Source organism: Pigmentiphaga sp. NML080357 (assembly GCF_002188465.1).
GTDB lineage: Bacteria > Pseudomonadota > Gammaproteobacteria > Burkholderiales > Burkholderiaceae_B > Pigmentiphaga.
On record NZ_NINW01000026.1, the window covers coordinates 46836 to 68890 of the forward strand.

The window sequence follows — 22055 nt, forward strand, 5'->3', positions numbered from 1 at the left end:
CTCAGGCCCGCTCGGCCTTGCCCACGGGGGGCGGCGCCGACGATGCGCGCACCACCAGTTCCGGCCGCAGCACCACCGTGGAGGTGGTGCCGGGCACGCCGCGCAGGCTGTCCAGCAACAAACGGGCCGCCCGGAAGCCCATCTCGTAATGCAGGATGCGCACGGTGGTGAGCGGCGGCGACACGCGGTCCACCAGCGGCATGTCGTTGTGGCCGATGACCGACACGTCCTGCGGCACTCGGAGTCCTTCGCCTTGCAAGGCCTGGATCGAACCCAGCGCGATCAGGTCGTTGGCGGCGGCGATGGCGGTAAACGAGGCGCCCGATCGCAGCAGGTGACGTGTCCCCGCCTCGCCCGCCTCGCATGAATAGGCGGCGCATTCGGCAAAGCCGGCCGGCGTCAGTCCATGCGCAGCCATGGCGCGTTCGAAGCCCGCCTTGCGCAAGGCGCCGGTGGACAGCCCGAGCGGACCGGACAGGTGGGCGATGCGGCGATGACCGATGGCTGCCAGGTGGTCGACCGCCAGTTTCATGCCCAGCATGTCGTCGCTGACCACGGCCGGCATGCTGCCTGCTTCGTCGCGCCGGTTCACCAGCACGACCTTGACCTGGTCCTGGCCGAGGCGCTCCACCAGCGGATCGTGCAGGCTGGAGGTGGCGATGATCAGCCCTTCGACCCGTTGGGCGAGCATGCGGTCGGCGGCCTGGTCGGGGCTTTGCTCGTTGCCGGTATCGGCCACCAGCACGAAGAAGCCCTCCGCCGCCAAGGCCTGCTCGATGCCGCGCAGGATAGGGGGGAATACCGGGTTGGTAATGTCCGGCAGCAGAACCCCGACGGTGCCGGAGCGGCCGGTGCGCAGCGCCGAAGCGGCGCGGTTCACGCGATAGTTGAGGGCTCGCGCCGCGGCTTCCACGCGGCGGACCACCTCGGGGCTGACCATGTGGCGCCGGGCCGGGTCCAGGGCGCGCGAGGCGGTGGTCTTGTGGACCTGGGCCTGCAGGGCGATGTCGGTGAGAGTGGCGGCGGAAGATCGCTTGGGCATGGGACGAGATGATATCGCTGAGCGGGCGAATCTTTGCGGGAAATCTCGTTGTTGACAAGCCGCGCTGCGTCGCCGAAACTGTATGCTATCGATAGCAAGGAATTTGATCCAATGTTGCCGAGCACTCCAGAATCATTATTGCCATTCGTTATGCAATCGATGGCAAATACGCCTGATCCCCGGATCAAGGAACTGATCTGCAGCCTGGTCAAGCACCTGCACGCCTTCGTGCTGGAAACCCGTCTGACCGAGGCCGAGTTCGAGTACGCACTGGGCTACATCAACGCCATCGGCCAGGCTACCTGCGAAACCAAGAACGAGGCGGTGCTGGTGGCCGATCTGTTGGGCGTGTCGTCGCTGGTGGCGCTGCTCAACAATGCCGACCACCATGGCGAGTCGGATGCGGCGCTGCTGGGGCCGTTCTGGCGCGCCAATTCGCCGGTCATGGAGCCCGGGGCCTCGATCGCCGCGCCCGGAACGCCCGGAATCCCGCTCGAAGGCAGCGGCCTGGTACGCGACCGGGAGGGCCGGCCCCTGGCGGGCGTCACTGTCGACATCTGGCACGCCTCGCCCAGCGGGCTATACGAGAACCAGGACGAGTCCCAGCCCGACATGAACCTGCGCGGCCGTTTCCAGACCGACGAACAAGGGCGTTTCCGTTTCCGCTCGGTGCGGCCGGCGGGCTATCCAGTACCGGTGGACGGCCCGGGCGGCGTGCTGTTGCGGGCGCAGAGGCGGCACGAATTCCGGCCCGCCCATCTCCATTTCATGTTTTCCAAGCCCGGTTACAAGGTGCTCATCACCCAGGTCTACGCCGACGACTCCGAGTTTCTGCACAGCGATCCGACCTTCGGCGTGACGCGCCGCCTCGTCGGGCAATACCGGGTGACGCAGCGGCCGGACGGTCCGGTGGCGCTGTTCGACCACGCCTTCACGCTGCAAGAGGGCGAAATGGTCTTCCCGCATCCCCCCATCCCCTGAGTCTTAGACGCTTCACCATAGGAATGCATTCATGACGCAAGAAACAAGCTTCGCGCCGCAGGAACGCCTGGACGGCAAAGTAGCCGTGATCGCCGGCGGCGCCGGCGCGATCGGCTATGCCACCGCGCGCCGCCTGGCAAGCCGAGGCGCGCGCTGCGTGTTGCTGCACCACGGCGATGCCGTACCGGTGCGCGCGCAGCTCGCCGAGCTGGCGGGCGAAGGCCATGCGGAAGTCGTGGCATCCATTACCGACAGCGCATCGCTGCGGGCCGCGGCCGAACGCGTACGCGCCGGATTCGGCACTTGCCACATCCTCGTCAACAGTGCCGGCTATACGAAGCCGGTTCCGGCCGGCGACCTGGAAGGACTGACCGACGAGCTGATCGACGACATCCTCAAGGTCAACTTCCGCGGCGTGTTCGCCACCATCCGGGCTTTCGCGCCCTTGCTCAAAGAGAGCGGCGACGGGCTGATCGTCACGCTTTCATCGATCGCGGCGTTCACCGGCGTGGGCAGCAATCTCGCCTATGTGGCGGCCAAGGCCGGCATCGACGTGGTTGGCGATGCCCTGGCGCGGGCGCTGGCTCCGCAGGTGCGGGTGCTGTCCGTCAGCCCGGGGGTGGTCGATTCGACGTTCGTGCCTGGCCGGGGGGCGGATTTCAACGCCAAGACCGCGGCCACCACGCCGCTGGGGCGTATCGGTACGCCCGAGGACATCGCCGCCGCGGTCGAAGCCTGCGCGACGAGTCTGCGCTTTGCCACGGGCACCCGCATCGTGGTCGACGGCGGCCGGCATCTTTAAGGGGCAATCCATGAGCAACCCCACCGTCATTACGTGCGCGATCACCGGCAACCTGACCAAGCCGGAGCAGACGCCGCACTTGCCGATCACACCCGAGCAGATCGCCGATTCGGCGCTCGAGGCCGCAGCGGCCGGCGCGGCCCAGGTCCACATCCATGTGCGCGATCCCGAAACGGGGCGGCCGTCCATGGACATCGCCCTGTACGACGAGGTCATCCGCCGCATCCGTGCCGTGAACCGCGAGGTCATCATCAATCTGACCACCGGTCCCGGCGGGCGCTTCGTCCCGAGCGAAGCCGACCCGCGCGTCGCCGCTCCCGGAACGACCTTGCTGGCGCCGGAGAAGCGGGTGGAGCACATCGCTCGGCTGCGGCCCGATGTCTGCTCGCTGGACCTGAACACCATGAATTCTGGCGGGGAGGTGGTCATCAACACGCCCCGCAACGTGCGCATCATGGCCGGCATCATCCGCGAGGCCGGCGTCAAGCCGGAGCTGGAAATCTTCGACAGCGGCGACATCCACCTGGCCCGGGACCTGATCGCCGACGGCACGCTGGACGGGCCGGGCATGTGGACCTTCGTCACGGGCGTGAAGTACGGATTCGACGCCAGTCCGGAAACCCTGCTCTATGCCCGCGGCCTGTTGCCCGCGGGCGCCTTCTGGTCCGCCTTCGGCATCGGCCGGCACGAATTCCCCATGCTGGCGGCGGCATTCGTGTCGGGCGGCCACGTGCGCGTGGGGCTGGAAGACAACATCTACCTGTCGCGCGGCGTGCTCGCGCCCAGCAACGCGGCCCTGGTCGAGCGTGCCGCGCGCATCGTCCAGGACCTGGGCGGACGCATCGCCACGGCGACCGAGGCGCGCGACATGCTGGGCCTGCCCGTGAAGAACTGAGCAACCGTAGGAACTCCATGTCAACGATCATGCAAGAACGCCAATCCGGGCCGGCTGTGCGCGTGCGGGCCAAAGCGGAAACGGCCGCGGCCCTGGCCCCGGCCATCGAAACCCTGGCCATGCCGCAGCCTGGCGCCGATCTGGCGGTGGTTCGGGTGGCGTCGGCGGCGGTGAACCCCAGCGACGTCAAGGCCGCGCTGGGACTGATGCCGCAGGCCGTCTGGCCGCGCACGCCAGGGCGCGACTACGCCGGTACCGTGGAGGCGGGTCCGGCCGAATGGATAGGCCGCCGCGTCTGGGGATCGGGCGGAGACCTCGGCATCACCCGGGACGGATCGCACGCGTCCTGGCTTGCCGTTCCGGTGGCAGCGCTGCAGGAGATGCCCGCCGGCCTCGATTTCGACCAGGCCGGATCCATCGGCGTGCCGTTCGTGACGGCCTACGAAGGCTATTGCCGCAGCGGCATGCCGCGGCCCGGCCAGACGGTCGCCGTGATGGGAGCCAACGGCAAGGTCGGCCAGGCGGCGGTGCAGCTCGCGGCGCAGGCGGGCGCCCGGGTCATCGCGGTCCAGCGCAAGCCCGGGCCTTATGCCGGGTATGCGTGCGCGCCGGTCGAGGTGGTGGATGCGAGCCGGGAGGACGTCGCCATCAGGCTGCGCGAACTCACGGACGGGCGAGGCGTGGACCTGGTCTACAACACCGTCGGCAGCCCGTATTTCGAGGCCGCCAACCGCGCCATGGCCAAGCGCGCCACGCAGATCTTCATCTCCACGGTCGAACGTCCGGTGCCGTTCGACATCTTCGCGTTCTATCGCGCCATGCACACCTACGTGGGGGTGGATTCGCTGGCGATGGACTGCGTCGAGGCCGCCGCCCACCTGAAGGCGCTGCGGCCCGGGTTCGAGCAGGGCACGCTGCGGCCGTTTCCCATCGGCGACGGCGCGGTCTACGCCTTGCCCGACGCCTTGGCGGCCTACCGGACGGTGATTGGCGGGTCGGACCTGCGCATCGTGCTGCGTCCCTAGGAGGCCGGAATGAACGTCACCCGCTTCGACGAGGCTCCCGTCTACGAGGCGCCCAACCATTTCGACATGCGCTGCGTGCGCCTGCAGGGCAGGGAGGCCGGGCCCGCTGAGCAATTATGGCTGGGCGTATCGACCATCGCGCCGGGCGGACACACCGCGCTCGACGCCTCGCCCATGGAAAAGCACTACGTCGTGCTCGAGGGCGAGCTGACGGTCATTTCCGAACGCGGTGGCGAACGCGAGGAAGCCACGCTGCGGCGCCTGGATTCCTGCCGCCTCGCACCCGGAGAGAAACGTCAATTGGTGAACCGCGGCAGCCATGCGGCCGCGGTATTGCTGGCCATGCCGTTCGCACCGCCTGGCCCGCGCTGAGACTCAGTTGTTCCATCCGACAACGCAATAACGCACAGAGAGGAGACACCCCATGAAACCGCAATTCCATTTGCACCGCGGCGTGCGGCGCGCCCTGGCGGCCGCCGCGCTGCTCGGCGCGGCCACGGCTGTCCAGGCGCAGGGCAACTGGCCGCAGGCGGGCCCGATCCGTTTCATCGTGCCTTTCACGGCGGGCAGCGGCACCGATGTGGTGGCGCGCTCCATCGCCGACAAGCTCGGCCCGGTCCTGGGCGCGCAGATCGTGGTGGAGAACAAACCGGGCGCAGGCGGCACCCTGGGAGCGGCGCAGGTGGCCAAGGCGCCGGCCGACGGCTATACCTTGCTCATCCACAGTTCCGGCCACCTGGTGAATCCTTCCATTTATCCGAACCTGCCCTACGACACGCTCAAGGACTTCGAAGGCATCACCCCGTTGGCGAGCCTGCCCAACGTGCTCGTGGTCGCGCCGTCGGCGGGCTACAAGAGCCTGGCCGATCTCATCGCCAAGGCGAAGGCGGAGCCGGGCAAGCTCTTCTATGCGTCGGCCGGCAACGGTTCGGCCACGCACATGAACGCCGAGCAGTTCCGGGTCGCCGCCGGCATCGAGGCGGTGCACGTCCCGTTCCGCGGCACGCCGGAAGCGATCACCGAGACCATCGCCGGCCGCACGACCTGGTTCTTCGCGCCGCTGGTGTCGGCCTTGCCCATGATCAAGGACGGCAAGCTGCAGGCCCTGGCCGTCGGGACTTCCTCACGGTCGGCGGCGTTGCCCGACGTGCCGTCGATGACCGACGCCGGCTTGCCCACCGCCGCCTATACGTTCTGGGTGGGCCTGTTCGCGCCGGCCAAGACGCCGCAGCCGATCGCGGACAAGATTCACGCAGGTGTGCTCAAGGTGCTGGAGATGCCGGACATCCGGGCGCGCCTGGCCAACCTCGGCGCCGCGCCCATGCCCATGGCGCAGGACGCGTTCGGGAAGTACCTGGAGGACGAGACGCGCGCATCGGCGCGGCTGGTGAAGGCGGCCGGCATACGGATCGAATGAGCGTATCCCAGGGAGCGGGCGCGCTGCCGGCAGCCCGCATCGCCGGGGAAGGGAGTAGGAATACGCGGCGCGCTCGCGCAAGAGCGCGCCGTTTTTTTCATGCGCTCAATCGAGCATGGGCAGGTGTGCTTCGTCGGCCAGCTTCTTCAACGAGGCCTGGCCGTCCTGCATGAACCGCGCAACGTCCTTGCCGACGATCATGTTCAGCTCCGATCCCATTTGCTGGAATTGTTCCCGCATCCCGGGCTTGGAAAGCCGCCCACGACGTGCGGCGATACCGTCACCGTCATGACCCCTGCAGCCGCGGCACATGATGTCCGAACGCCACGGATGGCACCCCTGCATGGGGTCCATGCGCTATGCTTGGGCCGTTGCGCATGCGCACATCAAGGAGCCTCTCATGGCGCTGAAATCAAGACTCTCCGTAACCATTGCGCTGGCCCTGGCCGGCGCCCTCGGCCTGGGGCCGGCGTGGGCCGATCCGCCCCAGGGCAAGGGAAAGGGCAACGCCCAGGAAGAACGCGGGGGCAAGGGCCGCGGGAACAATGACCATGGCGGAGGCAAGCAGGGCGGAAAGCACGCCGACAAGGGCGGAGGCAGGCAGGGCGGCCGCGGCGACGCGGCGGGAGGCGACCTGATACGGGCCGGCATCACGATTGCGACGGCGCGCGGCTATGCGGCCGATTACCGGGCCGTCGGATACGATCCGCTGCCTCCCGGCATCCGCAAGAACCTCGCGCGGGGCAAGCCGCTGCCTCCGGGCATCGCAAAGAAGATGGTGCCTTCCGGCATGCTCGCGCGGCTGCCGGTGTACCCTGGATACGAATGGCGGATCGCGGGAACGGATCTCATCCTGGTGTCCCTGGCCACGCTGGTGGTGGCCGATGTGCTCGCAGACGTCTTCCGTTGATGCCGCCGTGGTAAGACCCCATCCAAGGAGAACAAAGGTGAGAAGCCTGCTAACCGCATTTCTTTCCGTCCTGCTGCTCGGGTTGTCCGGCTGCGGCTACAACGACTTGCAGCGGGCCGACGAACAGGTCAAGGCGAGCTGGTCCGAGGTGCTGAACCAATATCAGCGGCGCGCGGATCTCATCCCCAACCTGGTCAACACGGTCAAGGGCTATGCCAGCCACGAACAGGAGACGCTGACCGCGGTCGTCAACGCGCGGGCGCAGGCCACGGGCATCAATGCCACGCCCGAGCTGGTCAACGATCCGGAGGCCTTCGCCAAGTTCGATGCCGCGCAGCAGCAACTGACCAGCGCGCTGTCGCGGCTCATGGTGGTGGTCGAGCGCTATCCCGACCTGAAGGCCAACCAGAATTTCCGCGATCTGCAGGCACAGCTGGAAGGCACGGAGAACCGCATCACCGTGGCCCGCAACCGCTACATCAAGTCCGTGCAGGACTACAACGTCATCGTCCGTTCCTTCCCGAGCAACCTGACGGCCAAGATGTTCGGCTATCCGGTCAAGGCGAATTTCTCGGTGGCGAACGAAAGCGCCATTTCCACCCCGCCGGTGGTCGACTTCGGCGGCGGAAAACCCGCGGGCGCGCGATGACGGCATGGCGCCAGTGCCTGCGCCGGGCGGCCGCATGGCTGGCCGCCGGCGCGGCGGTATTCTGGCTCGGCGCCGCCTCTGCCGGGGCCGCCGCCGATGGCCTGGTTCCCATCCCGCCGTTCGAAGGGCTGGTCACCGACCTGACCGCGACGCTGAGCCCCGACCAGAAGGCCGGACTGGAACAGCGGCTGCGGGCCTTCCAGGAGCAGAAGGGCAGCCAGGTCGCGATACTCGTGGTTCCCACGACGCAGCCCGAGAGCATCGAACAGTATTCGCTCAGGGTGGCGGAAGCCTGGAAACCCGGACGCAAGAACGTCGACGACGGCGTGCTGTTCCTGGTCGCCAAGGACGACCGGCGGATGCGCATCGAGGTCGGCTACGGACTGGAAGGCGTGCTGAACGACGCGACCGCCAACCGCATTCTCGACGAGATCGTCACGCCCCGTTTCCAGGCTGGCGATTACTACGGCGGCATCGAGCAGGGCGCCGACCGCATCATGCGGTTGATCGACGGCGAACCTCTGCCGCCGCCCGCGCGCAGGGCCCAGGCCGATGGCGATCTCGAAGGCGTCGCGCCGGTGTTGCTGATCGTCGCGCTGGCGGCGGGCGGGCTGCTGCGCCGCATGCTGGGCCGACTGCCGGGCGCCGCGGCGACCGGCGGCGTCGTCGGCCTGGTGGCCTGGCTCTTGTCGGGCGCGCTGGCCATTGCCGTGGTGGGTGCGCTGCTGGCCTTCTTCTTCACCTTGGTGGGAGGAGGTTTTGCCGGCCTTCCCGGGGGCTACGGCGGCGGGTATCGCGGCGGCAGGGGCGGAGGCTTCGGCGGTGGCGGAGGCTTCGGGGGAGGAGGATTCGGAGGCGGAGGCGGGGGCGGCTTCGGCGGCGGCGGCGCTTCGGGACGGTGGTAGACATGGCGATCAAGCGATTCTTCAGACACCTTCTCACCACCCGTCGCGCGGCGCGGAAGGCCTTCCCCGCTTCCACGCTGGACGCCATCGAACGCGCCATTCGGGAGGTCGAGGCCCGACACCATGGCGAGATCCGCTTCGTCGTCGAAAGCGCGATGGACATGGGGCCGCTATGGCAGCAGCAATCCCCGCGGGAAAGGGCGCTGGAGATCTTCGCCCTGCAGCGCGTATGGGACACGCCGGACAACAACGGCATCCTGTTGTACGTGCTGATGGCCGACCATGCGGTGGAACTCGTGTGCGACCGCGGCATCCACGCCCGCGCGGGCAGCGAGGCCTGGGAAGCCATCTGTCACGGCATCGAAAGGGCTTTCGGCCAAGGTCGCTACGAGCAGGGCGTGGTCGAGGGCATCGCGGCGCTGGGCGCCACGCTGGCCCGCCATTACCCCGGCGCGGCGCGCGCCAACGAATTGCCCGACCGTCCGCAAATCATGTAGTGCCGAGGCGGTCAGGGGCTCGGTGTGCCCCTGACTCGCCCGGCATTCACAAAAGTGTCACCGCTCCCTCCTAGCATGTCGCGAGACGCGAATCGGGAGGGCGCCCCCCCAGGTTCCCAGGACCGGGATGCCGCCGATCGGTTCGGCGTCGCAACGCTCCCTCCTTGGATACCAAAACAATGTCCGATCCAGTACAAAATCGTTCGCGCCGCCAGGCGCTCAAGTTCCTGGCCGGCGTGCCGGTCATGCTTCCGCTCGGCACGGTGGCCAGCACCTCCTTGCTTGCCGCCTGTGGCGGCGACGACGACGATCCGGTCGCGCCGCCTCCCACCCAGGAACCTGCGAAGTTCGTGTCGGCCTCGTTCACGGCCACGCCCGCGCCTTCGCTGGCCAACGCCGCGGCCATGGCCACGACGACGGTGAACTCCACGCTCAACGTGACCCTCAGCGATGGCAGCACGCACGCCTACAAGCTTGCATACCAGCCGTTCTTCATCACGGGCGACATGTTGCCGGATGGCAAGGGTGGCCGGATCCTCGCCGGCGGCTACGTGGACATCAACAACCAGCCCATCATCGACAGGTCCAAGCCCGGCCAGGAGCGCCAGTTCTTTTCGGACAGCCCGGACGGCACCTCGCTGCTGACGCTGGAGAACGCCAACGTGAGCGGCGTCAAGGGCAAGGCGGTATTCGTGGTCGTGCAGTTCGAGTACAACAGCCGCGACCAGGCCGGCGCGAGCACGTATGGCCAATTGCCGTCGCCGATCGCGGTCCTCACGCTGGACCAGGACCCGGCTACCGGCAAGCTGACGCTGGTCAAGTACCACAACGTCGACATGTCCAAGGTGCATGGCCTCTGGATCACTTGCGGCGCGAGCCTCTCGCCGTGGAACACGCACCTGTCGAGCGAGGAGTACGAGCCCGATGCTTTCTCGATCGCGGGCAACGCGCAGTTCAAGGCGTTCAGCAAGAATACCTATGGCAGCGAGACCGCTGCCAACCCATACAACTACGGCCATCTTCCGGAAATCACCGTCAACCCCGACGGCACCGGGACGGCCAAGAAGCACTTCTGCCTGGGCCGCATCTCGCACGAGCTGATCCAGGTCATGCCGGACAACCGCACGGTGCTGATGGGCGACGATTACACCAACGGCGGCCTGTTCATGTTCGTGGCCGACCGCGAAAAGGACCTGTCGGCCGGCACCCTCTACGTGGCCAAGTACACGGAGAAGCTGACCGATACCTCGACCGCCAAGATCTCGTGGATCAAGCTCGGCCATGCGACGAGCAAGGAAATCGAGGACCTGGTCAACGTCCAGAAGATCCAGCCGACCGACATCATGGAATCGTTGACGGCCGATCCCGGCGACGACAGCTACACCCTGGCCCATCTCGACGGCAAGCCGGCCTGGCTCAAGCTCAAGCCCGGCATGGAGAAGGCCGCGGCCTTCCTGGAAACCCACCGCTACGCCAACCTGAAAGGCGGCAGCATGGCCTTCACCAAGATGGAAGGCACTACCGTCAACATCAAGGACAAGGTCGCCTACTCGGCGCTGGCCAACATCCAGGATTCGATGGTCGAAGGCTCGGCGTCCTGGCTCGCTTCGCGCAACGTCGCGTTTCCCAAGACGATCAAGGCCGGCGGCATCCTCCAGCACGCGCTGGGCGGCGGCCAGCGCGACAGCGAGGGCGGCGCGATCAACAGCGAATGGGTGCCGACCCAGTCGCACCTGATGCTCAAGGGCGAGGACATCGCGGCCGACGCGCTCGGCAACACGGCCAATCCCGAGAACATCGCCAGTCCCGATAACCTCAAGTTCTCGGAAACGCTGCGCACCTTGTTCATCGGCGAGGACAGCGGCAACCACGTCAACAACTTCCTGTGGGCCTACAACGTCGACAAGAAGACGCTGGTGCGCATCTTGTCGTGTCCGGCGGGCGCGGAATCGACCGGCCTGCACGCGGTGGACGAAGCGCACGGGTGGACCTACATCATGAGCAACTTCCAGCACCCGGGGGACTGGAGTTCGCTGCACGCCAAGGTCCAGGGCACGCTCGATCCGCTGATCCGCGCGAACTACAAGGACCGGTTCGGCGCCGCGGTGGGCTACCTGACGGCCGATCCGACCAGCGTCAAGCTGCAGGGCTGACGGCCCTTGCGCCGGGCGGCGGATACCGCCCGGCCTGTCCTGTCGCTTTCCCGCTAGGCCTGCGCTTCGGCTTCCGGCTGTCTGACCAGCAGCACGGGCACCGGCGCTTCGCGCAGGATCTTCTCGGCGCTGCTGCCCAGCACCATGCGCGACAGGCCGCGCCGGCCGTGCGTACCGATCACGATCAGGTCCGCGGGCCACTTGCGCGCTTCGTCTATCGCCAGCTCGTGCACCGGACCGGTGAAGTTGTCGTGCAGGACCGTGTCTACCGCTACCCCGGCCGCATCGACCTTGGACCGGGCTTGCTGGAGCAGCTCGGCACCGTTCGAACGCAGAACGTTCATCCAGTCGGAATAGGCCGCGTAGGCGCCCATCGACCCGGCGAGCGAGAGCTCGTCGATCACGTGGAGCAGGCGCAATCGCCCTTTGGTCAGGCGAGCGAGCCGCACCGCTTCGTCCAATCCGCGATTGGAGGTAGGACTGCCGTCGACGGGAACGAGTATGCGCTGGTACATGCGAATGCTCCTCGGGTGGTCCGACTGCGGTCAGAAGTAGAACGACACATCGGCCTGGCCCGACGACGGCACCTGCACCTGGCGGGTCTGTCTGGCCTGGCCGTACTCGGCGTCGACACGGTAGCGCCCCGGCGGCAGCCGGGCCAGTAAGTACGGCCCCTGGGTGTCCAGCGCAAGGACCTGCTTGCCCTGGGCGTCGCTGATCGCGACCTTGACGTCGGCCACGTACTCGCCGCTCTTGGCGGCAGCAAGCACGCGCAGGCTATAGTCCTTGGCCATGCCGCGCATGGCGGCCGACTCGTCCTGGCCGACGCCGCCCGTGGCGTAGGCGATGCCGTTCTGTTCGCCCTGGTCGATCGCCAGGACCGCAAGCGGCCATGCCAGCGCGACGGCGAGCGTGGCAAAGGTCGTCCTCCGCATGAATGGCTTCATCGTCTTCATCGCAATGCTCCTTGCTCGAAACCGCACTTCGCGTACGGCGGACCGGTGGCCCGGCGACGATCGGGCCGGGCTCAATGGGAAAACAGGACAGGCACGGTCATGCTCTCCAGCATGGTCCGGGTGGTGCCGCCCAATACCGCCTGCTGGAGGCGGCTGTGGCCGTAGGCGCCCATTACGATCAGATCGCAGGCGTTGTCGGCCGCGGTATTCAGGATGCAATTGCCGATCCCGACGCCGGCGCTGTCGCGCGTGGTTTCCTGTGGAATCGGATACTGGCGGCCCGCGCAGTAGGCCAGCAGGTCGGCATGCCTGGCTCGCGCCGCGTCGCCGGGCTCTGCCGGGGGATCCACCCGCAGCACGAACAGTTCGGACGCTTCCTGCAGCATGGGCCCCGCATCGGCCAGCGCGCGGGCCGCTTCGCGACGCTCGTCCCAGCAGAACAGCACTCGCCGGCCGATGGAGCCGATCTCGCCCACCGACGGCAGCATCAGCACCGGGCGGCCGGCACCGAGCAGAACCGAGGCCGCCTGCGCAGGCAATTGCGCCGGCCCGGGCTCGCTGTCGTCGGGCTGGCCCATGACGAGGACGTCGCAATAGCGGGCATGCTCGCACAGGATGTCCTCGGGCCTGCCGTCCCCGGTACGCCACTGCGCCGCCACGCCGGTCTCGCCGGCGATCTCTCGCAGCAACGCTTCGCTTTGCGTACGCTCCTCGGCCTGCCGCCGTCGCAGCATCTGGTTGATGTCGTCGGTGACGAAGAAACCTTCGTAGAGATAGGGCGGCGGCCGCCGGAAGCTGGCATGAACGCCGACCAGTTCGGCGTCGTGCTCGGCCGCCAGCTGCGCCGCGGCGCGCACGCGCCGCTTGCAGCCTCGATCCTGATCCAGGTGAACCGCGATGCGTCCCAGCATATGCGCCTCCTGTCGTGTTGGATGCTCAAATCCTAGCCGCGCCGCAATGCGCGGGCGTTGATCTGGCTCAAGTCCGCGGCGCGGACGTTCGACATGCCCGCGGGCGCGGGCGAAGGTGGGCGGCTACAGGTAGTCTGGAATGAAAAGACGAAAAAGAAAAGGGAACGCGGGCGGGAGATCGTAACCAGTTCCTAGTGCCTGTGTGCGCCCCTAGACCGCCGATGCGCGCCTGGTCAACAGGAAGGCATTGGCCGCTGCCAGCACGAGCAGGATCGCGACCAGTCCGATGAAACCGGTCCAGCCGGCATCCGCCAGCGCGTAGCCCCCGCCGGCGCCGATCAGGCTCGAACCGCAGTAGTAGCCGAAGAGGTAGAGCGAGGAGGCCTGGGCGCGGCCATGCCGGGCGGCGCGCGCGACCCAGGAACTGCAGATGGAATGTGCGCCGAAGAAACCGAAGGTCAGCACCGCCATGCCCGCCACGAGCAGCCACAGGTTTTCGGAAAGCGTGAGCAGCGAGCCGGCCAGTTGCAGCAGCACGCCCGCGGTCATGACCCGCCCGTGCCCATGGCGGGCCGCCAGGTCGCCCATCCAGGCGGAACTGAAGATGCCGGCGAGATACACCACGGAAACCATTCCCACCACGGCGTGGCCCAGCGAGAAGGGCGGCGCCAGCAAGCGAAAGCCGACGTAGTTGTAGACGGCGACGAATCCACCCATCAGCAGGAATCCCTGGGCGAACAGGCGCAGCATGACCGCATTGCCCAGATGCGAACGGAAGCCGGCCAGCACGCTGCGCAAGTCCAGGCTGCGCGGGTGGAAATTGCGGGACGGGGGAAGCGTCTTCCAGAACAGCGCGGCGCCGGCGAAACCGATCAGGCCGATGACCAGCGCCGCGACACGCCAGCCGTGCCCGTCGGCGATAACCCCGGCCAGCAGGCGGCCGGACATGCCTCCTATGGCGGATCCGCCGATATAGAGTCCCATGGCGAGTCCCGCCGCGCGCGGCTCGATTTCCTCGCCGACGTAGGCCATGGCGACCGCGGGCAGGCCGCTCAGGGTGATGCCCATGAGCGCGCGCATGAAAAGCAGGGCCGGCCACTCCGGAAACAGGGCCATGGCCGTGGTCAGCGCGGCCGAACTGAGCAGCGAGGCGATCATGAGCGTGCGGCGCCCCAGTCGCTCGGACATCGCGCTGGCCAGCAGCATGGACGCGGCCAGGAGCGCGGTGGTCAGCGACAGCGCCAGGCTGCTGGCGGCCGGAGAAAGGCCGAAGTCATGGGAAAACAGCGGCAGCAGCGGCTGCACGAAGTAGAGCAAAGAGAAGGTCGAGAACCCGGATGCGAACAGCGCGACGACGGCGCGCCAGAACGCGGAGGTGCCGCGTTCGATGTGAAGCGGGGCGGCAGGCGGCTGCGCGGAGAGGCTATCCCCGCTGGCCAGCGGTTCTCGAACGGAGGGGAGGGAAGACATGATGTGGCGGAGGGACGATCTACGGGTTAACTCTAGGCTTTTTGTCTGATATCGTCCAATATTCAAAAAGTGCATTTTGATATCGAATCGCTATGATAGACCTGAGGCGGGTCCGCTACTTCGTGGCGGTGGCCGAAGAGCTGCACTTCGGCCGGGCCGCGCAGCGCCTGGGCATGTCGCAACCGCCGCTGAGCCAGCAACTGCAGGCCCTGGAGCAGGACCTGGGCGTGCGCCTGCTCGACCGCAACAAGCGCCAAGTAGCCTTGACGGAGGCAGGACGGCTCTTCTTGCCCGAAGCGCGAGCGCTCCTTGTCCAGGCCGAGCGCGCCGCCTCGATCGCCGCGCTGGCAGGGCGGGGCGAAATGGGTACGCTGCGGGTAGGCTTCACCGAGAGCGCGGTGCTGACCGGCGCATTGCCCAACCTGCTGTCGCGGTTTCGCGGGCGGTACCCCGCGGTGGCCGTGCAGTTGACCGAGCAGACCAGCCAGCAGCAGATCCAGTCCCTGGTGGACAAGCGCACCGACGTGGGTTTCATGCGCCTGCCGGCGAGCGGCGCCTTGCCCGGCGAGCTCGAGGCCCAGCCGCTGGTTTCCGATCCCCTGGTGGCGGTGTTGCCGCGCGAGCATCGCCTGGCCTCGTCCGGCGGCGCGCTCGGCGTGGCGGCACTGGCCGACGAGCCTTTCGTCTTCTTCACGCCGGGCGCCGGTACGGGCGTCTACAACCACGTCCTCAACCTTTGCCGGTCGGCCGGCTACGCGCCTCGCATCGCGCAAGAGGCGCGCGAAGTCATGACCATCGCCGGCCTGGTCGCCGCCAGGCTGGGCGTGTCCATTCTTCCCGCATCGGTGCGCCGGCTGGATGTGGCCGGCGTGGTGATCCGCGCGCTGCGCGAACCCGAAGCCGCGTCCAAACTTTGGCTGGCCTTCCGCCGGGAGGAGGCCTCCGCCACCGGGGCCGCCTTCTGGCAACTGGCGCGGCAACCCGACGAAAGCTGATCCGCTTGCCGCCAGCGTCCGCGGGCACCGATTTTTACCGCTCCTTATAATCGTCGATTGCCGCCCCGCCATTTCCCTTCATCGTTTCCATGTCCGAGCCTCGCTTTCCGTCCCGTTCTCCCTCCAGGCCCGCGGCGGCCTGGCGCAAATGGCTGCTCTGGCTCGGCCTGGCAGTCGCACTGGCCCTCGTGGGCACGCTGACCGTCAGCTGGATCATGCGCGACAGCTCGCCGCAACTCGTGGAACGGATCCGCACCGCGGGCGAAGGGCGGAACCTGGCGCTGCCCGACGGCTCGCGCATCGATGCGGCGCCCGACACGGCCTTGTCCGTGGCGTACTATCCCCGGCGGCGGCACGTGAATCTCGTGCAAGGCGAAGCGGCGTTTCTCGTGCGTTGGCAATATCGCGCGGCCTTTACCGTGCAGTCCGGCGTGAATGAGGTCGTCATCGACGGCACCCGTATCGCGGCCCCCGACATCGCCTTCAGCGTGGCGACGACTCCCGAGCAACTGCGGGTGACGGTAAAAGAAGGCCAGTTGAAGGTCCGCACTGTCACGGCAGGCCCGCGCGAGTTCGTCGAATTGCAGGCAGGCGACATCCTGACGGTGGACATGCGCGCCCGCACGCACAGCGTGACGCGCGTCGAAGGCGCCCCCGGGCGCTAGTGCGCTTCACCGCCTAGGCGGTTCCCGCATATCGGCCTCCAGCGGAGGCGCGATTTCTTCCAGCGGCTTGCGCTCGGCGTCCACGCCCAGGCGCAATGCGAACCACCCGGCTCCGGCCATCAATGCCGCCGCCACGGCATAGCCGGCCGCCACGGCGGCATGGCTGCCGGTACCGATCAATCCGCCGAACAGGGCAGGGCCCGCGAATCCTCCCAGGCCCGTGCCGACCGCATAGAACACCGCGATCGCGATGGCCCGCATTTCGAGCGGAAAGATTTCGCTGACCGTCAGGTAGGCCGAACTGGCAGCGGCCGATGCCAGGAAGAATACGGCCGACCAGCACCACGCCTGCGAGCGGGCATCCAGCCACCCCTGCATGAACGCCCAGCCGGTCAGGGCCAGCCCGAGGCCGGCCGACACGTAGGTGAACGCGATCATCCGACGGCGCCCGATGCGGTCGAACAGCGGTCCCAGCAGAAGGGGGCCGAGCACGTTGGCGAGCGCGAACGGGAACACATAGAGGCCGACATGTCCCTCCGGTACGCCGTGGAATCGCGTCAGAACCAGCGAATACGTGAAGAATATGGCGTTGTAGAAAAACGCCTGCGACACCATTAACGCCAGGGCGACGGCGCTGCGGCGCCGATAGCGGTGCAGCAGGACGCGCGCGACTTGCGCCAGCGAGGGAGCCTGGCCGGCGGCGGGTATCTCGCCCGAGACAGGGGGCAGCTTGCCGTGGCGGCGCTCGACTTCGGCCTCGATGGCCAGCACGATGCGGCGGGCCTCATCGATCCGGCCGTGCGCCACGAGCCAGCGAGGACTTTCGGGCACGTGCCGGCGCACCAGCAGGATCGCCACGGCCATCGCGCCGCCGGCAAGGAAGGCCGCGCGCCATCCCCATACGGGGCCGAACACGCGCGGGTCCAGCACCAAGAGGCTCAAGCCCGCGCCGAGCGCCGCACCCAGCCAGAAGCTGCCGTTGATGGCCAGGTTGACCCGGCCGCGCAGACGGGCGGGAATCAATTCGTCGATCGCGGAGTTGATGGCGGCATATTCGCCGCCTATGCCCAGGCCCGTCGCGAAGCGGCAGGCGGCGAAAAAGGCGAAGCCGGGCGCGAAGGCCGTGGCCAGGCTGCCGGCCATGTAGATGGCCAGGGTGATCAGGAACAGCCGCCGCCGTCCGAGCCGGTCGGTCATCCTGCCGAACCCCAGGGCGCCCAGCACGGCGCCGGCGATGTAGAGAGAACCGGACCAGCCGATCTGCGCGGCGCTCAGGGCCAGTGTGTCGCCCCGTTCCAGGACGCCGCCCACGCTGCCGACGAGCGTGACCTCCAGCCCATCCAGGATCCATGCGACGCCCAGCGCGACGGCCACGCGCGTGTGCCAGGGCGACCAGGGCAGCCTGTCGAGGCGATTCGGCAGGTCGGTCTGCATCATGGCGGCTCCAGCCTTTCCATCGTCATCGCGTACGCTCCATGCCTCAGCAAGCGACATTCCTCGAGCGTCCGGAATCCTGACACCTTCCCATACAGCGCGACGCTCGACCGCCTGGAAGGCAAGGACGCCGACAACATCCTCCAAGGGTACACCGGCATCGTGCCGCGCCGGGCGCCGGATGGCGCGGCCGGCACTGTCCGGCTCCGGCGACCGCTACTCAGCGGCCTGGATGTTGTTCTGCTTGATGACCGCGGCCCACTTGGCGCGATCGGCCCGCACCCGCTCCAGCATGGCCCCCACGCCACCCTGGATGGGGGTGAGTCCGTTGGCTTGGTACCAACTGTGCACCTCGGGATCATTGATGGCCTGATCCACCGCCGCACGCAGTTTGGCAACCACCCGCGGCGGGGTCCGGGCCGGCGCCCACAGCCCCCAGATGTTGCTCGCTTCGAAATCTGGAAAACCCGATTCCGAAATGGTTGGCACATCGGGCATCAGCGGCACCCGCGTCAGCGCGCCCACTGCCAAAGGTTTGAGCCGTCCGCTGCTCGACAGCGTCAGCGCCTGGGGGATGCCGAACAGCATGACCTGGACTTCTCCGCTGATGAGGTTGGGCGTGGCGGGCCCGGTGCCTGTGTAGGGCACGTGCAGCAGATCGATACCTGCGCGCATCTTCAACAATTCGATGAACAATTGATGGGTACTGCCGATGCCGGTGGATGCAAAGCGTACTTGCCCCGGTTTGGATTTGGCCAATTCGACCAACTCGCGCAGATTGTTCGCCGGCAATCCGGGGTAGGCCATCAGCGCCAACTCCAGTTTCGCGGCCGGGCCGATAGCCTCGAAGTCCTTCTCCACATCGAATGGCAGCTTCGTGTAGAGCGATGGCGCGACCGAAAACTGGATGTCGCTTCCAATGATCAGCGTGTAGCCATCGGGCGACGCATGGGCGACTGCCGCCATTGCGATGTTGCCGCTGGCCCCGCCTCTGTTTTCCACGATCACAGGCGTACCCAGGGTCTGACTCATGGCGGGCGCCAGGCGTCGGGCAATCAGATCGCCACTGGTGCCAGGCGGATAGGGCACGACGATCTTGACGGGATTGTTGGGCCATGCGGGTTCGGCCGCGATGGCCGGGACGGTTGAACCCACCCAGCAGGCGGCCCAGGCAGCCGCGTGGACAAGCGTTTTGACGAGTTTCATGGGGTCTCCTCCAAGGCTATGGCTGCCTCGATTGATAGGAACGGACGCGGCTCAAGCCGCGAAGCGAGCGTATTCCGGCTGCGCATATAAGTCAATAATTGAATTATTCATAATTTTTACTATATTATTGGAAAACCGCGTGACCGGTGCGACCGGGCCGACGCGGTCCAACGCTTGAACGGACGTGTGTGCCGTCGAATACAGGAGACGAATATGAATCGCGATGTGCCCATTACTTACGGGGGTGGCCTCTACGACCGCACGACAGCGCTCCATACGGGTGAGGTCAGGCCCGTGGGCATCGATCTTAGCTATCTGCCGCTGCCGATCGAGGACTTGTTCTGGCGCCAGGGGAAGTACCACGAGTTCGATGCCGCCGAGTACTCGTTCGGTGCCTATCTGGCTTCGGTGGAGGATCCGGCCTGGGCGTACACGGCGATTCCGGTCTTTCCGTCGCGGGTGTTCCGCCATAGCGCGATCTACGTACGAGCCGGCAGCGGCATCGATACGGCCGCTCGATTGGCGGGAACATCGGTGGGAACGCCCGAGTGGAGCCAGACCGGTTCTTTGTGGGCACGCGGCATACTCTCGGAATACTACGGTGTGGACCTGGCTAGCATACGTTGGCGTACAGGCGGCCTGCAACATGCCGGCCGGCAGGAGAAGTCGCGTGTGCAACCGCCCCAGGGCATAGCGGTACAGGCTCTCGAACCCGGTCAGACCTTGCAGCAGGCCCTGCTGGACGGGCAGATCGACGCCCTCATCACCGCGCGGCCGCCGGCCGCGTTCATCGAGGGGCATCCCGGCATCCGCCGGCTGTTCCCCGACTACCGCCAGGAAGAAGGCCGCTATTACGAATCCACCGGCATCTTCCCCATCATGCACGTGGTCATCGTGCGCAAATCGCTGCTGCAGGAATATCCGTGGCTGGCCAACAACCTGCGCGCCGCGTTCGAGGCCGCGCGCCGTCCGGCCGCCGGCCAACTGATCGACAGCGCGGTTTGCAGCACCAGCCTGATCTGGGAAGCGAGCTATGCGGAGGAAGAGCGCGCCCGCTTCGGCGATCCCTTCGTCTATGGCGTGGAAGAGAACCGGCCCACGCTGGAAGCGCTGTGCCGCTATGCGCACCAGCAGGGGTTCACCAGCAAGCCGCTCGCCCCGGAAGATCTGTTCTTCCCCACCACTTTGACCTCGGCCAAGGTCTAGGTACCGCTTTCAGGAGACGTATCCATGGCTGAGATACTTGGATTGGGACTTTCCCACTACCCGATGCTGTGCGTGCCCGACGCCAACATGGCCGACATACTGGCCTGGACGATGGAGGATCCCGACATTCCCGCGCACGAGAAGGATCCGGCGAACTGGACCCCCGCCATGCGCGGCGAATGGTCGAACGACCGCGGCGCGGCCGCGGCGGCGGAGCACCGGCGGCACCTGGTGCGCAATTTCGACCGGGCCCGCGCCGTGCTCGACGACTTCCAACCCGATGCCGTGCTGATCTGGGGCGACGATCAGTACGAGAACTTCAAGGAAGACCTGATTCCGCCGTGGACGGTCTGCATCTATCCGGACCTCGAGGTGTTTCCATGGCGCCACGCCCACGAGTCGGCGGCGATGGAAGGGCGCAGGAACGTCTGGAACGAGGGCCCCGACCAGCGTTTCATGCTGCGCGGCCGGCCCGATGTGGCCAAGCATCTAGCGACCGGGCTGCTGGAGGCGGGCATCGACGTCGCCTACGCCTACAAGCCGCTGCACCATGCGAGCGCCGGCCATGCGTTCGTCAACGCCGCGCTGTACCTGGACTACCACCGGCGCGGCTTCGATCACCCCGTGATCATGATGCCGCTCAATTGCTACGGCAGGCGGGTGGTCTCGGCGCGCGGCTTCCTGACGCGCTTCAGCCACGACGCGCCGCCGGATCCGCCTTCGCCGCCGCCGTGGCGCTTCATGCAGATGGGTGCTGCGGTCGCGCGGGTGCTCAGGGACAGTCCGCACCGCATTGCCCTGGTCGCCTCGTCGAGCTGGTCGCACGCCTTCCTGTGCGACAGGACCTGGCGGCTGAAACCCGACACGCCCGCCGATACGCGCTTGTACCGGGCGATGCTCGAACACGACTACGCCGCCTGGGAGAACACCAGCCTGGCGCAGATAGAAGCCAGCGGCCAGCACGAACTGCTGAACTGGTTCGCGCTGCTGGGCGCGATGCGCGAGTTGGACATGCAGGTGCAATGGGCGGAAATGATACGTACCGACGTGTTCAATTCCAACAAGGTGTTCGTGCAGTACGGACCGGTTTGACGGAGGCATCCATGCACACGATTCAGGAACGGCATATCCGCCACGACGGCTACGTCACCAACTATCTGGAGACGGGCGACGGGCCGCCTCTGCTGCTCATCCACGGTTCGGGGCCCGGCGTATCGGCGCGCGCCAACTGGCAATCGACGCTCGCATCGGAACTGGCGAACGACTTTCGCATCATCGCTCCCGATGTGGTCGGATTCGGCGCCACCACCGTTGCCGATAGCTTTTGCTACACCCACGAGGCGCGGGTCGACCATATGCTGCGGTTCATGAGCGCGCTCGACCTGGAGCGCTTCTCGATGGTGGGCAATTCGATGGGCGGGGCGGTCGCGCTGGGCCTGGCGGCCAAGGCGCCGCAGCGGATCCGGCGCATGGTGCTGATGGGACCGGTGGGGACGCGGTTTCCGATCACCGATACCCTGGACCGGGTATGGGGCTATCAAGCCAGCATCGATGAAATGCGCCAGTTGATGGACATGTTCGCATTCGACCGCGGCCTGGTCAGCGACGACCTGATCCGCCTGCGCTACGAGGCCAGCCTGGTGCCGGGCGTGCTGGAGCGCTACCACGCGGCGTTTGCCGCGCCGCGCCAGCGCCACGTCGATGCGATGGCGCTCACCGACGCGCAGTTGGCGCAGATCCACACGCCGACGCTGCTGATCCATGGCGCCCAGGACCGGATCATCCCGCTCGAAGCGACGAGCCTGCACATGGTGCGAACCATGCCCAACGCCGACCTGGTCGTGTTGGGACGATGCGGCCATTGGACCCAGATGGAACGCGGGCAGGCATTCCGCCAGCAGGTCTCGGCCTTTTTGCAATCGAATACCTGACGAGG

23 protein-coding genes are annotated in these 22055 nt (G+C 67.1%); 16 read left to right on the plus strand and 7 right to left on the minus strand.

The features are described 5' to 3' along the window. Nucleotide 1: 1 nt before the first annotated feature. On the minus strand, nucleotides 2–1042 hold the full coding sequence (locus CDO44_RS10325) for a LacI family DNA-binding transcriptional regulator (RefSeq protein ID WP_087780157.1): 1041 nt from the start codon (nucleotides 1040–1042) through the stop codon (nucleotides 2–4). A 159-nt stretch (nucleotides 1043–1201) separates the two neighbouring features. Between CDO44_RS10325 and CDO44_RS10330 the strand changes: the two genes are divergently transcribed. The 11 genes from CDO44_RS10330 (at nucleotide 1202) to CDO44_RS10380 (ending at nucleotide 11276) form a co-directional block, all read left to right on the plus strand. Then, nucleotides 1202–2023 carry a dioxygenase gene (locus tag CDO44_RS10330; protein WP_233146122.1) on the plus strand — a complete coding sequence of 274 codons (822 nt, stop codon included), beginning with the start codon at nucleotides 1202–1204 and terminating at the stop codon, nucleotides 2021–2023. A gap of 31 nt (nucleotides 2024–2054) precedes the next feature. Further along, nucleotides 2055–2825 (plus strand): SDR family NAD(P)-dependent oxidoreductase, encoded by a 771-nt coding sequence (locus CDO44_RS10335; protein ID WP_087780159.1) that lies wholly within the window; start codon nucleotides 2055–2057, stop codon nucleotides 2823–2825. 10 nt (nucleotides 2826–2835) lie between these two features. Next, nucleotides 2836–3720 carry a 3-keto-5-aminohexanoate cleavage protein gene (locus CDO44_RS10340; protein ID WP_087780160.1) on the plus strand — a complete coding sequence of 295 codons (885 nt, stop codon included), beginning with the start codon at nucleotides 2836–2838 and terminating at the stop codon, nucleotides 3718–3720. 17 nt (nucleotides 3721–3737) lie between these two features. Beyond that, nucleotides 3738–4745 (plus strand): zinc-binding alcohol dehydrogenase family protein, encoded by a 1008-nt coding sequence (locus CDO44_RS10345; RefSeq protein WP_233146123.1) that lies wholly within the window; start codon nucleotides 3738–3740, stop codon nucleotides 4743–4745. Between the two features lie 9 nt (nucleotides 4746–4754). Further along, nucleotides 4755–5117, plus strand: a complete 363-nt coding sequence (locus CDO44_RS10350) for a cupin domain-containing protein (protein ID WP_087780161.1) — start codon at nucleotides 4755–4757, stop codon at nucleotides 5115–5117. Nucleotides 5118–5169: 52 nt separating this feature from the next. Continuing rightward, on the plus strand, nucleotides 5170–6162 hold the full coding sequence (locus CDO44_RS10355; RefSeq protein ID WP_087780162.1) for a tripartite tricarboxylate transporter substrate binding protein: 993 nt from the start codon (nucleotides 5170–5172) through the stop codon (nucleotides 6160–6162). 400 nt (nucleotides 6163–6562) lie between these two features. Next, nucleotides 6563–7072, plus strand: a complete 510-nt coding sequence (locus CDO44_RS10360; protein WP_087780270.1) for an anti-virulence regulator CigR family protein — start codon at nucleotides 6563–6565, stop codon at nucleotides 7070–7072. Nucleotides 7073–7109: 37 nt separating this feature from the next. Further along, a complete protein-coding gene (locus tag CDO44_RS10365; RefSeq protein ID WP_233146124.1) occupies nucleotides 7110–7721 on the plus strand; it encodes a LemA family protein in 612 nt (203 codons plus the stop codon). Then, nucleotides 7718–8626 carry a YgcG family protein gene (locus tag CDO44_RS10370; protein ID WP_087780164.1) on the plus strand — a complete coding sequence of 303 codons (909 nt, stop codon included), beginning with the start codon at nucleotides 7718–7720 and terminating at the stop codon, nucleotides 8624–8626. The genes CDO44_RS10365 and CDO44_RS10370 overlap by 4 nt, the downstream gene beginning before the upstream one ends. 2 nt (nucleotides 8627–8628) lie before the next feature. After that, nucleotides 8629–9123 (plus strand): TPM domain-containing protein, encoded by a 495-nt coding sequence (locus tag CDO44_RS10375; RefSeq protein WP_087780165.1) that lies wholly within the window; start codon nucleotides 8629–8631, stop codon nucleotides 9121–9123. 179 nt (nucleotides 9124–9302) lie between these two features. After that, the gene (locus CDO44_RS10380) at nucleotides 9303–11276 is read left to right on the plus strand and encodes a PhoX family phosphatase (protein WP_087780166.1); all 1974 of its coding nucleotides are present in this window, start codon (nucleotides 9303–9305) and stop codon (nucleotides 11274–11276) included. Between the two features lie 53 nt (nucleotides 11277–11329). Here CDO44_RS10380 and CDO44_RS10385 read toward each other — a convergent pair whose 3' ends face one another. The 4 genes from CDO44_RS10385 to CDO44_RS10400 form a co-directional block, all read right to left on the minus strand. Next, complete coding sequence (locus tag CDO44_RS10385) at nucleotides 11330–11791, minus strand: universal stress protein (RefSeq protein ID WP_087780167.1); 462 nt, start codon at nucleotides 11789–11791, stop codon at nucleotides 11330–11332. A gap of 30 nt (nucleotides 11792–11821) precedes the next feature. Next, entirely contained in the window at nucleotides 11822–12232 is a 411-nt protein-coding gene (locus CDO44_RS10390; protein ID WP_087780168.1) for a carboxypeptidase-like regulatory domain-containing protein, read from the minus strand. A 71-nt stretch (nucleotides 12233–12303) separates the two neighbouring features. Next, nucleotides 12304–13143 carry a universal stress protein gene (locus CDO44_RS10395; protein ID WP_087780169.1) on the minus strand — a complete coding sequence of 280 codons (840 nt, stop codon included), beginning with the start codon at nucleotides 13141–13143 and terminating at the stop codon, nucleotides 12304–12306. Nucleotides 13144–13353: 210 nt separating this feature from the next. Next, nucleotides 13354–14613, minus strand: a complete 1260-nt coding sequence (locus CDO44_RS10400) for an MFS transporter (RefSeq protein WP_087780170.1) — start codon at nucleotides 14611–14613, stop codon at nucleotides 13354–13356. Between the two features lie 92 nt (nucleotides 14614–14705). Between CDO44_RS10400 and CDO44_RS10405 the strand changes: the two genes are divergently transcribed. Both CDO44_RS10405 and CDO44_RS10410 read left to right on the plus strand, forming a co-directional pair. Then, on the plus strand, nucleotides 14706–15608 hold the full coding sequence (locus CDO44_RS10405; protein ID WP_233146125.1) for a LysR substrate-binding domain-containing protein: 903 nt from the start codon (nucleotides 14706–14708) through the stop codon (nucleotides 15606–15608). A gap of 89 nt (nucleotides 15609–15697) precedes the next feature. Continuing rightward, the gene (locus CDO44_RS10410) at nucleotides 15698–16273 is read left to right on the plus strand and encodes a FecR domain-containing protein (protein WP_087780171.1); all 576 of its coding nucleotides are present in this window, start codon (nucleotides 15698–15700) and stop codon (nucleotides 16271–16273) included. A 6-nt stretch (nucleotides 16274–16279) separates the two neighbouring features. Here the strand turns inward: CDO44_RS10410 and CDO44_RS10415 are convergent, their stop codons facing one another. Beyond that, on the minus strand, nucleotides 16280–17710 hold the full coding sequence (locus tag CDO44_RS10415) for an MFS transporter (RefSeq protein WP_087780172.1): 1431 nt from the start codon (nucleotides 17708–17710) through the stop codon (nucleotides 16280–16282). Nucleotides 17711–17923: 213 nt separating this feature from the next. Further along, nucleotides 17924–18913 carry a tripartite tricarboxylate transporter substrate binding protein gene (locus CDO44_RS10420; RefSeq protein ID WP_087780173.1) on the minus strand — a complete coding sequence of 330 codons (990 nt, stop codon included), beginning with the start codon at nucleotides 18911–18913 and terminating at the stop codon, nucleotides 17924–17926. A 213-nt stretch (nucleotides 18914–19126) separates the two neighbouring features. Here CDO44_RS10420 and CDO44_RS10425 point away from each other — a divergent pair, with 213 nt between their 5' ends. From CDO44_RS10425 to CDO44_RS10435, 3 genes are read left to right on the plus strand one after another with little or no spacing between them, the layout of a single operon-like run. Next, complete coding sequence (locus CDO44_RS10425) at nucleotides 19127–20119, plus strand: ABC transporter substrate-binding protein (protein WP_198951339.1); 993 nt, start codon at nucleotides 19127–19129, stop codon at nucleotides 20117–20119. Nucleotides 20120–20143: 24 nt separating this feature from the next. After that, the gene (locus CDO44_RS10430) at nucleotides 20144–21211 is read left to right on the plus strand and encodes an extradiol ring-cleavage dioxygenase (RefSeq protein WP_087780174.1); all 1068 of its coding nucleotides are present in this window, start codon (nucleotides 20144–20146) and stop codon (nucleotides 21209–21211) included. Nucleotides 21212–21222: 11 nt separating this feature from the next. Then, the gene (locus CDO44_RS10435; RefSeq protein WP_087780175.1) at nucleotides 21223–22050 is read left to right on the plus strand and encodes an alpha/beta fold hydrolase; all 828 of its coding nucleotides are present in this window, start codon (nucleotides 21223–21225) and stop codon (nucleotides 22048–22050) included. Nucleotides 22051–22055: the final 5 nt, after the last annotated feature.

What these genes read in the sequence shown, in the direction of transcription:
- CDO44_RS10435 (WP_087780175.1), top strand. Translation starts at nt 21,223, where the DNA reads ATGCACACGATTCAGGAACGGCATATCCGCCACGACGGCTACGTCACC.
- CDO44_RS10335 (WP_087780159.1), top strand. Translation starts at nt 2,055, where the DNA reads ATGACGCAAGAAACAAGCTTCGCGCCGCAGGAACGCCTGGACGGCAAA.
- CDO44_RS10360 (WP_087780270.1), top strand. Translation starts at nt 6,563, where the DNA reads ATGGCGCTGAAATCAAGACTCTCCGTAACCATTGCGCTGGCCCTGGCC.
- CDO44_RS10340 (WP_087780160.1), top strand. Translation starts at nt 2,836, where the DNA reads ATGAGCAACCCCACCGTCATTACGTGCGCGATCACCGGCAACCTGACC.
- CDO44_RS10385 (WP_087780167.1), bottom strand. Translation starts at nt 11,791, where the DNA reads ATGTACCAGCGCATACTCGTTCCCGTCGACGGCAGTCCTACCTCCAAT.
- CDO44_RS10375 (WP_087780165.1), top strand. Translation starts at nt 8,629, where the DNA reads ATGGCGATCAAGCGATTCTTCAGACACCTTCTCACCACCCGTCGCGCG.
- CDO44_RS10325 (WP_087780157.1), bottom strand. Translation starts at nt 1,042, where the DNA reads ATGCCCAAGCGATCTTCCGCCGCCACTCTCACCGACATCGCCCTGCAG.
- CDO44_RS10400 (WP_087780170.1), bottom strand. Translation starts at nt 14,613, where the DNA reads ATGTCTTCCCTCCCCTCCGTTCGAGAACCGCTGGCCAGCGGGGATAGC.
- CDO44_RS10405 (WP_233146125.1), top strand. Translation starts at nt 14,706, where the DNA reads ATGATAGACCTGAGGCGGGTCCGCTACTTCGTGGCGGTGGCCGAAGAG.
- CDO44_RS10425 (WP_198951339.1), top strand. Translation starts at nt 19,127, where the DNA reads ATGAATCGCGATGTGCCCATTACTTACGGGGGTGGCCTCTACGACCGC.
- CDO44_RS10380 (WP_087780166.1), top strand. Translation starts at nt 9,303, where the DNA reads ATGTCCGATCCAGTACAAAATCGTTCGCGCCGCCAGGCGCTCAAGTTC.
- CDO44_RS10395 (WP_087780169.1), bottom strand. Translation starts at nt 13,143, where the DNA reads ATGCTGGGACGCATCGCGGTTCACCTGGATCAGGATCGAGGCTGCAAG.
- CDO44_RS10420 (WP_087780173.1), bottom strand. Translation starts at nt 18,913, where the DNA reads ATGAAACTCGTCAAAACGCTTGTCCACGCGGCTGCCTGGGCCGCCTGC.
- CDO44_RS10430 (WP_087780174.1), top strand. Translation starts at nt 20,144, where the DNA reads ATGGCTGAGATACTTGGATTGGGACTTTCCCACTACCCGATGCTGTGC.
- CDO44_RS10415 (WP_087780172.1), bottom strand. Translation starts at nt 17,710, where the DNA reads ATGATGCAGACCGACCTGCCGAATCGCCTCGACAGGCTGCCCTGGTCG.
- CDO44_RS10410 (WP_087780171.1), top strand. Translation starts at nt 15,698, where the DNA reads ATGTCCGAGCCTCGCTTTCCGTCCCGTTCTCCCTCCAGGCCCGCGGCG.
- CDO44_RS10350 (WP_087780161.1), top strand. Translation starts at nt 4,755, where the DNA reads ATGAACGTCACCCGCTTCGACGAGGCTCCCGTCTACGAGGCGCCCAAC.
- CDO44_RS10345 (WP_233146123.1), top strand. Translation starts at nt 3,738, where the DNA reads ATGTCAACGATCATGCAAGAACGCCAATCCGGGCCGGCTGTGCGCGTG.
- CDO44_RS10330 (WP_233146122.1), top strand. Translation starts at nt 1,202, where the DNA reads ATGGCAAATACGCCTGATCCCCGGATCAAGGAACTGATCTGCAGCCTG.
- CDO44_RS10370 (WP_087780164.1), top strand. Translation starts at nt 7,718, where the DNA reads ATGACGGCATGGCGCCAGTGCCTGCGCCGGGCGGCCGCATGGCTGGCC.
- CDO44_RS10390 (WP_087780168.1), bottom strand. Translation starts at nt 12,232, where the DNA reads ATGAAGACGATGAAGCCATTCATGCGGAGGACGACCTTTGCCACGCTC.
- CDO44_RS10355 (WP_087780162.1), top strand. Translation starts at nt 5,170, where the DNA reads ATGAAACCGCAATTCCATTTGCACCGCGGCGTGCGGCGCGCCCTGGCG.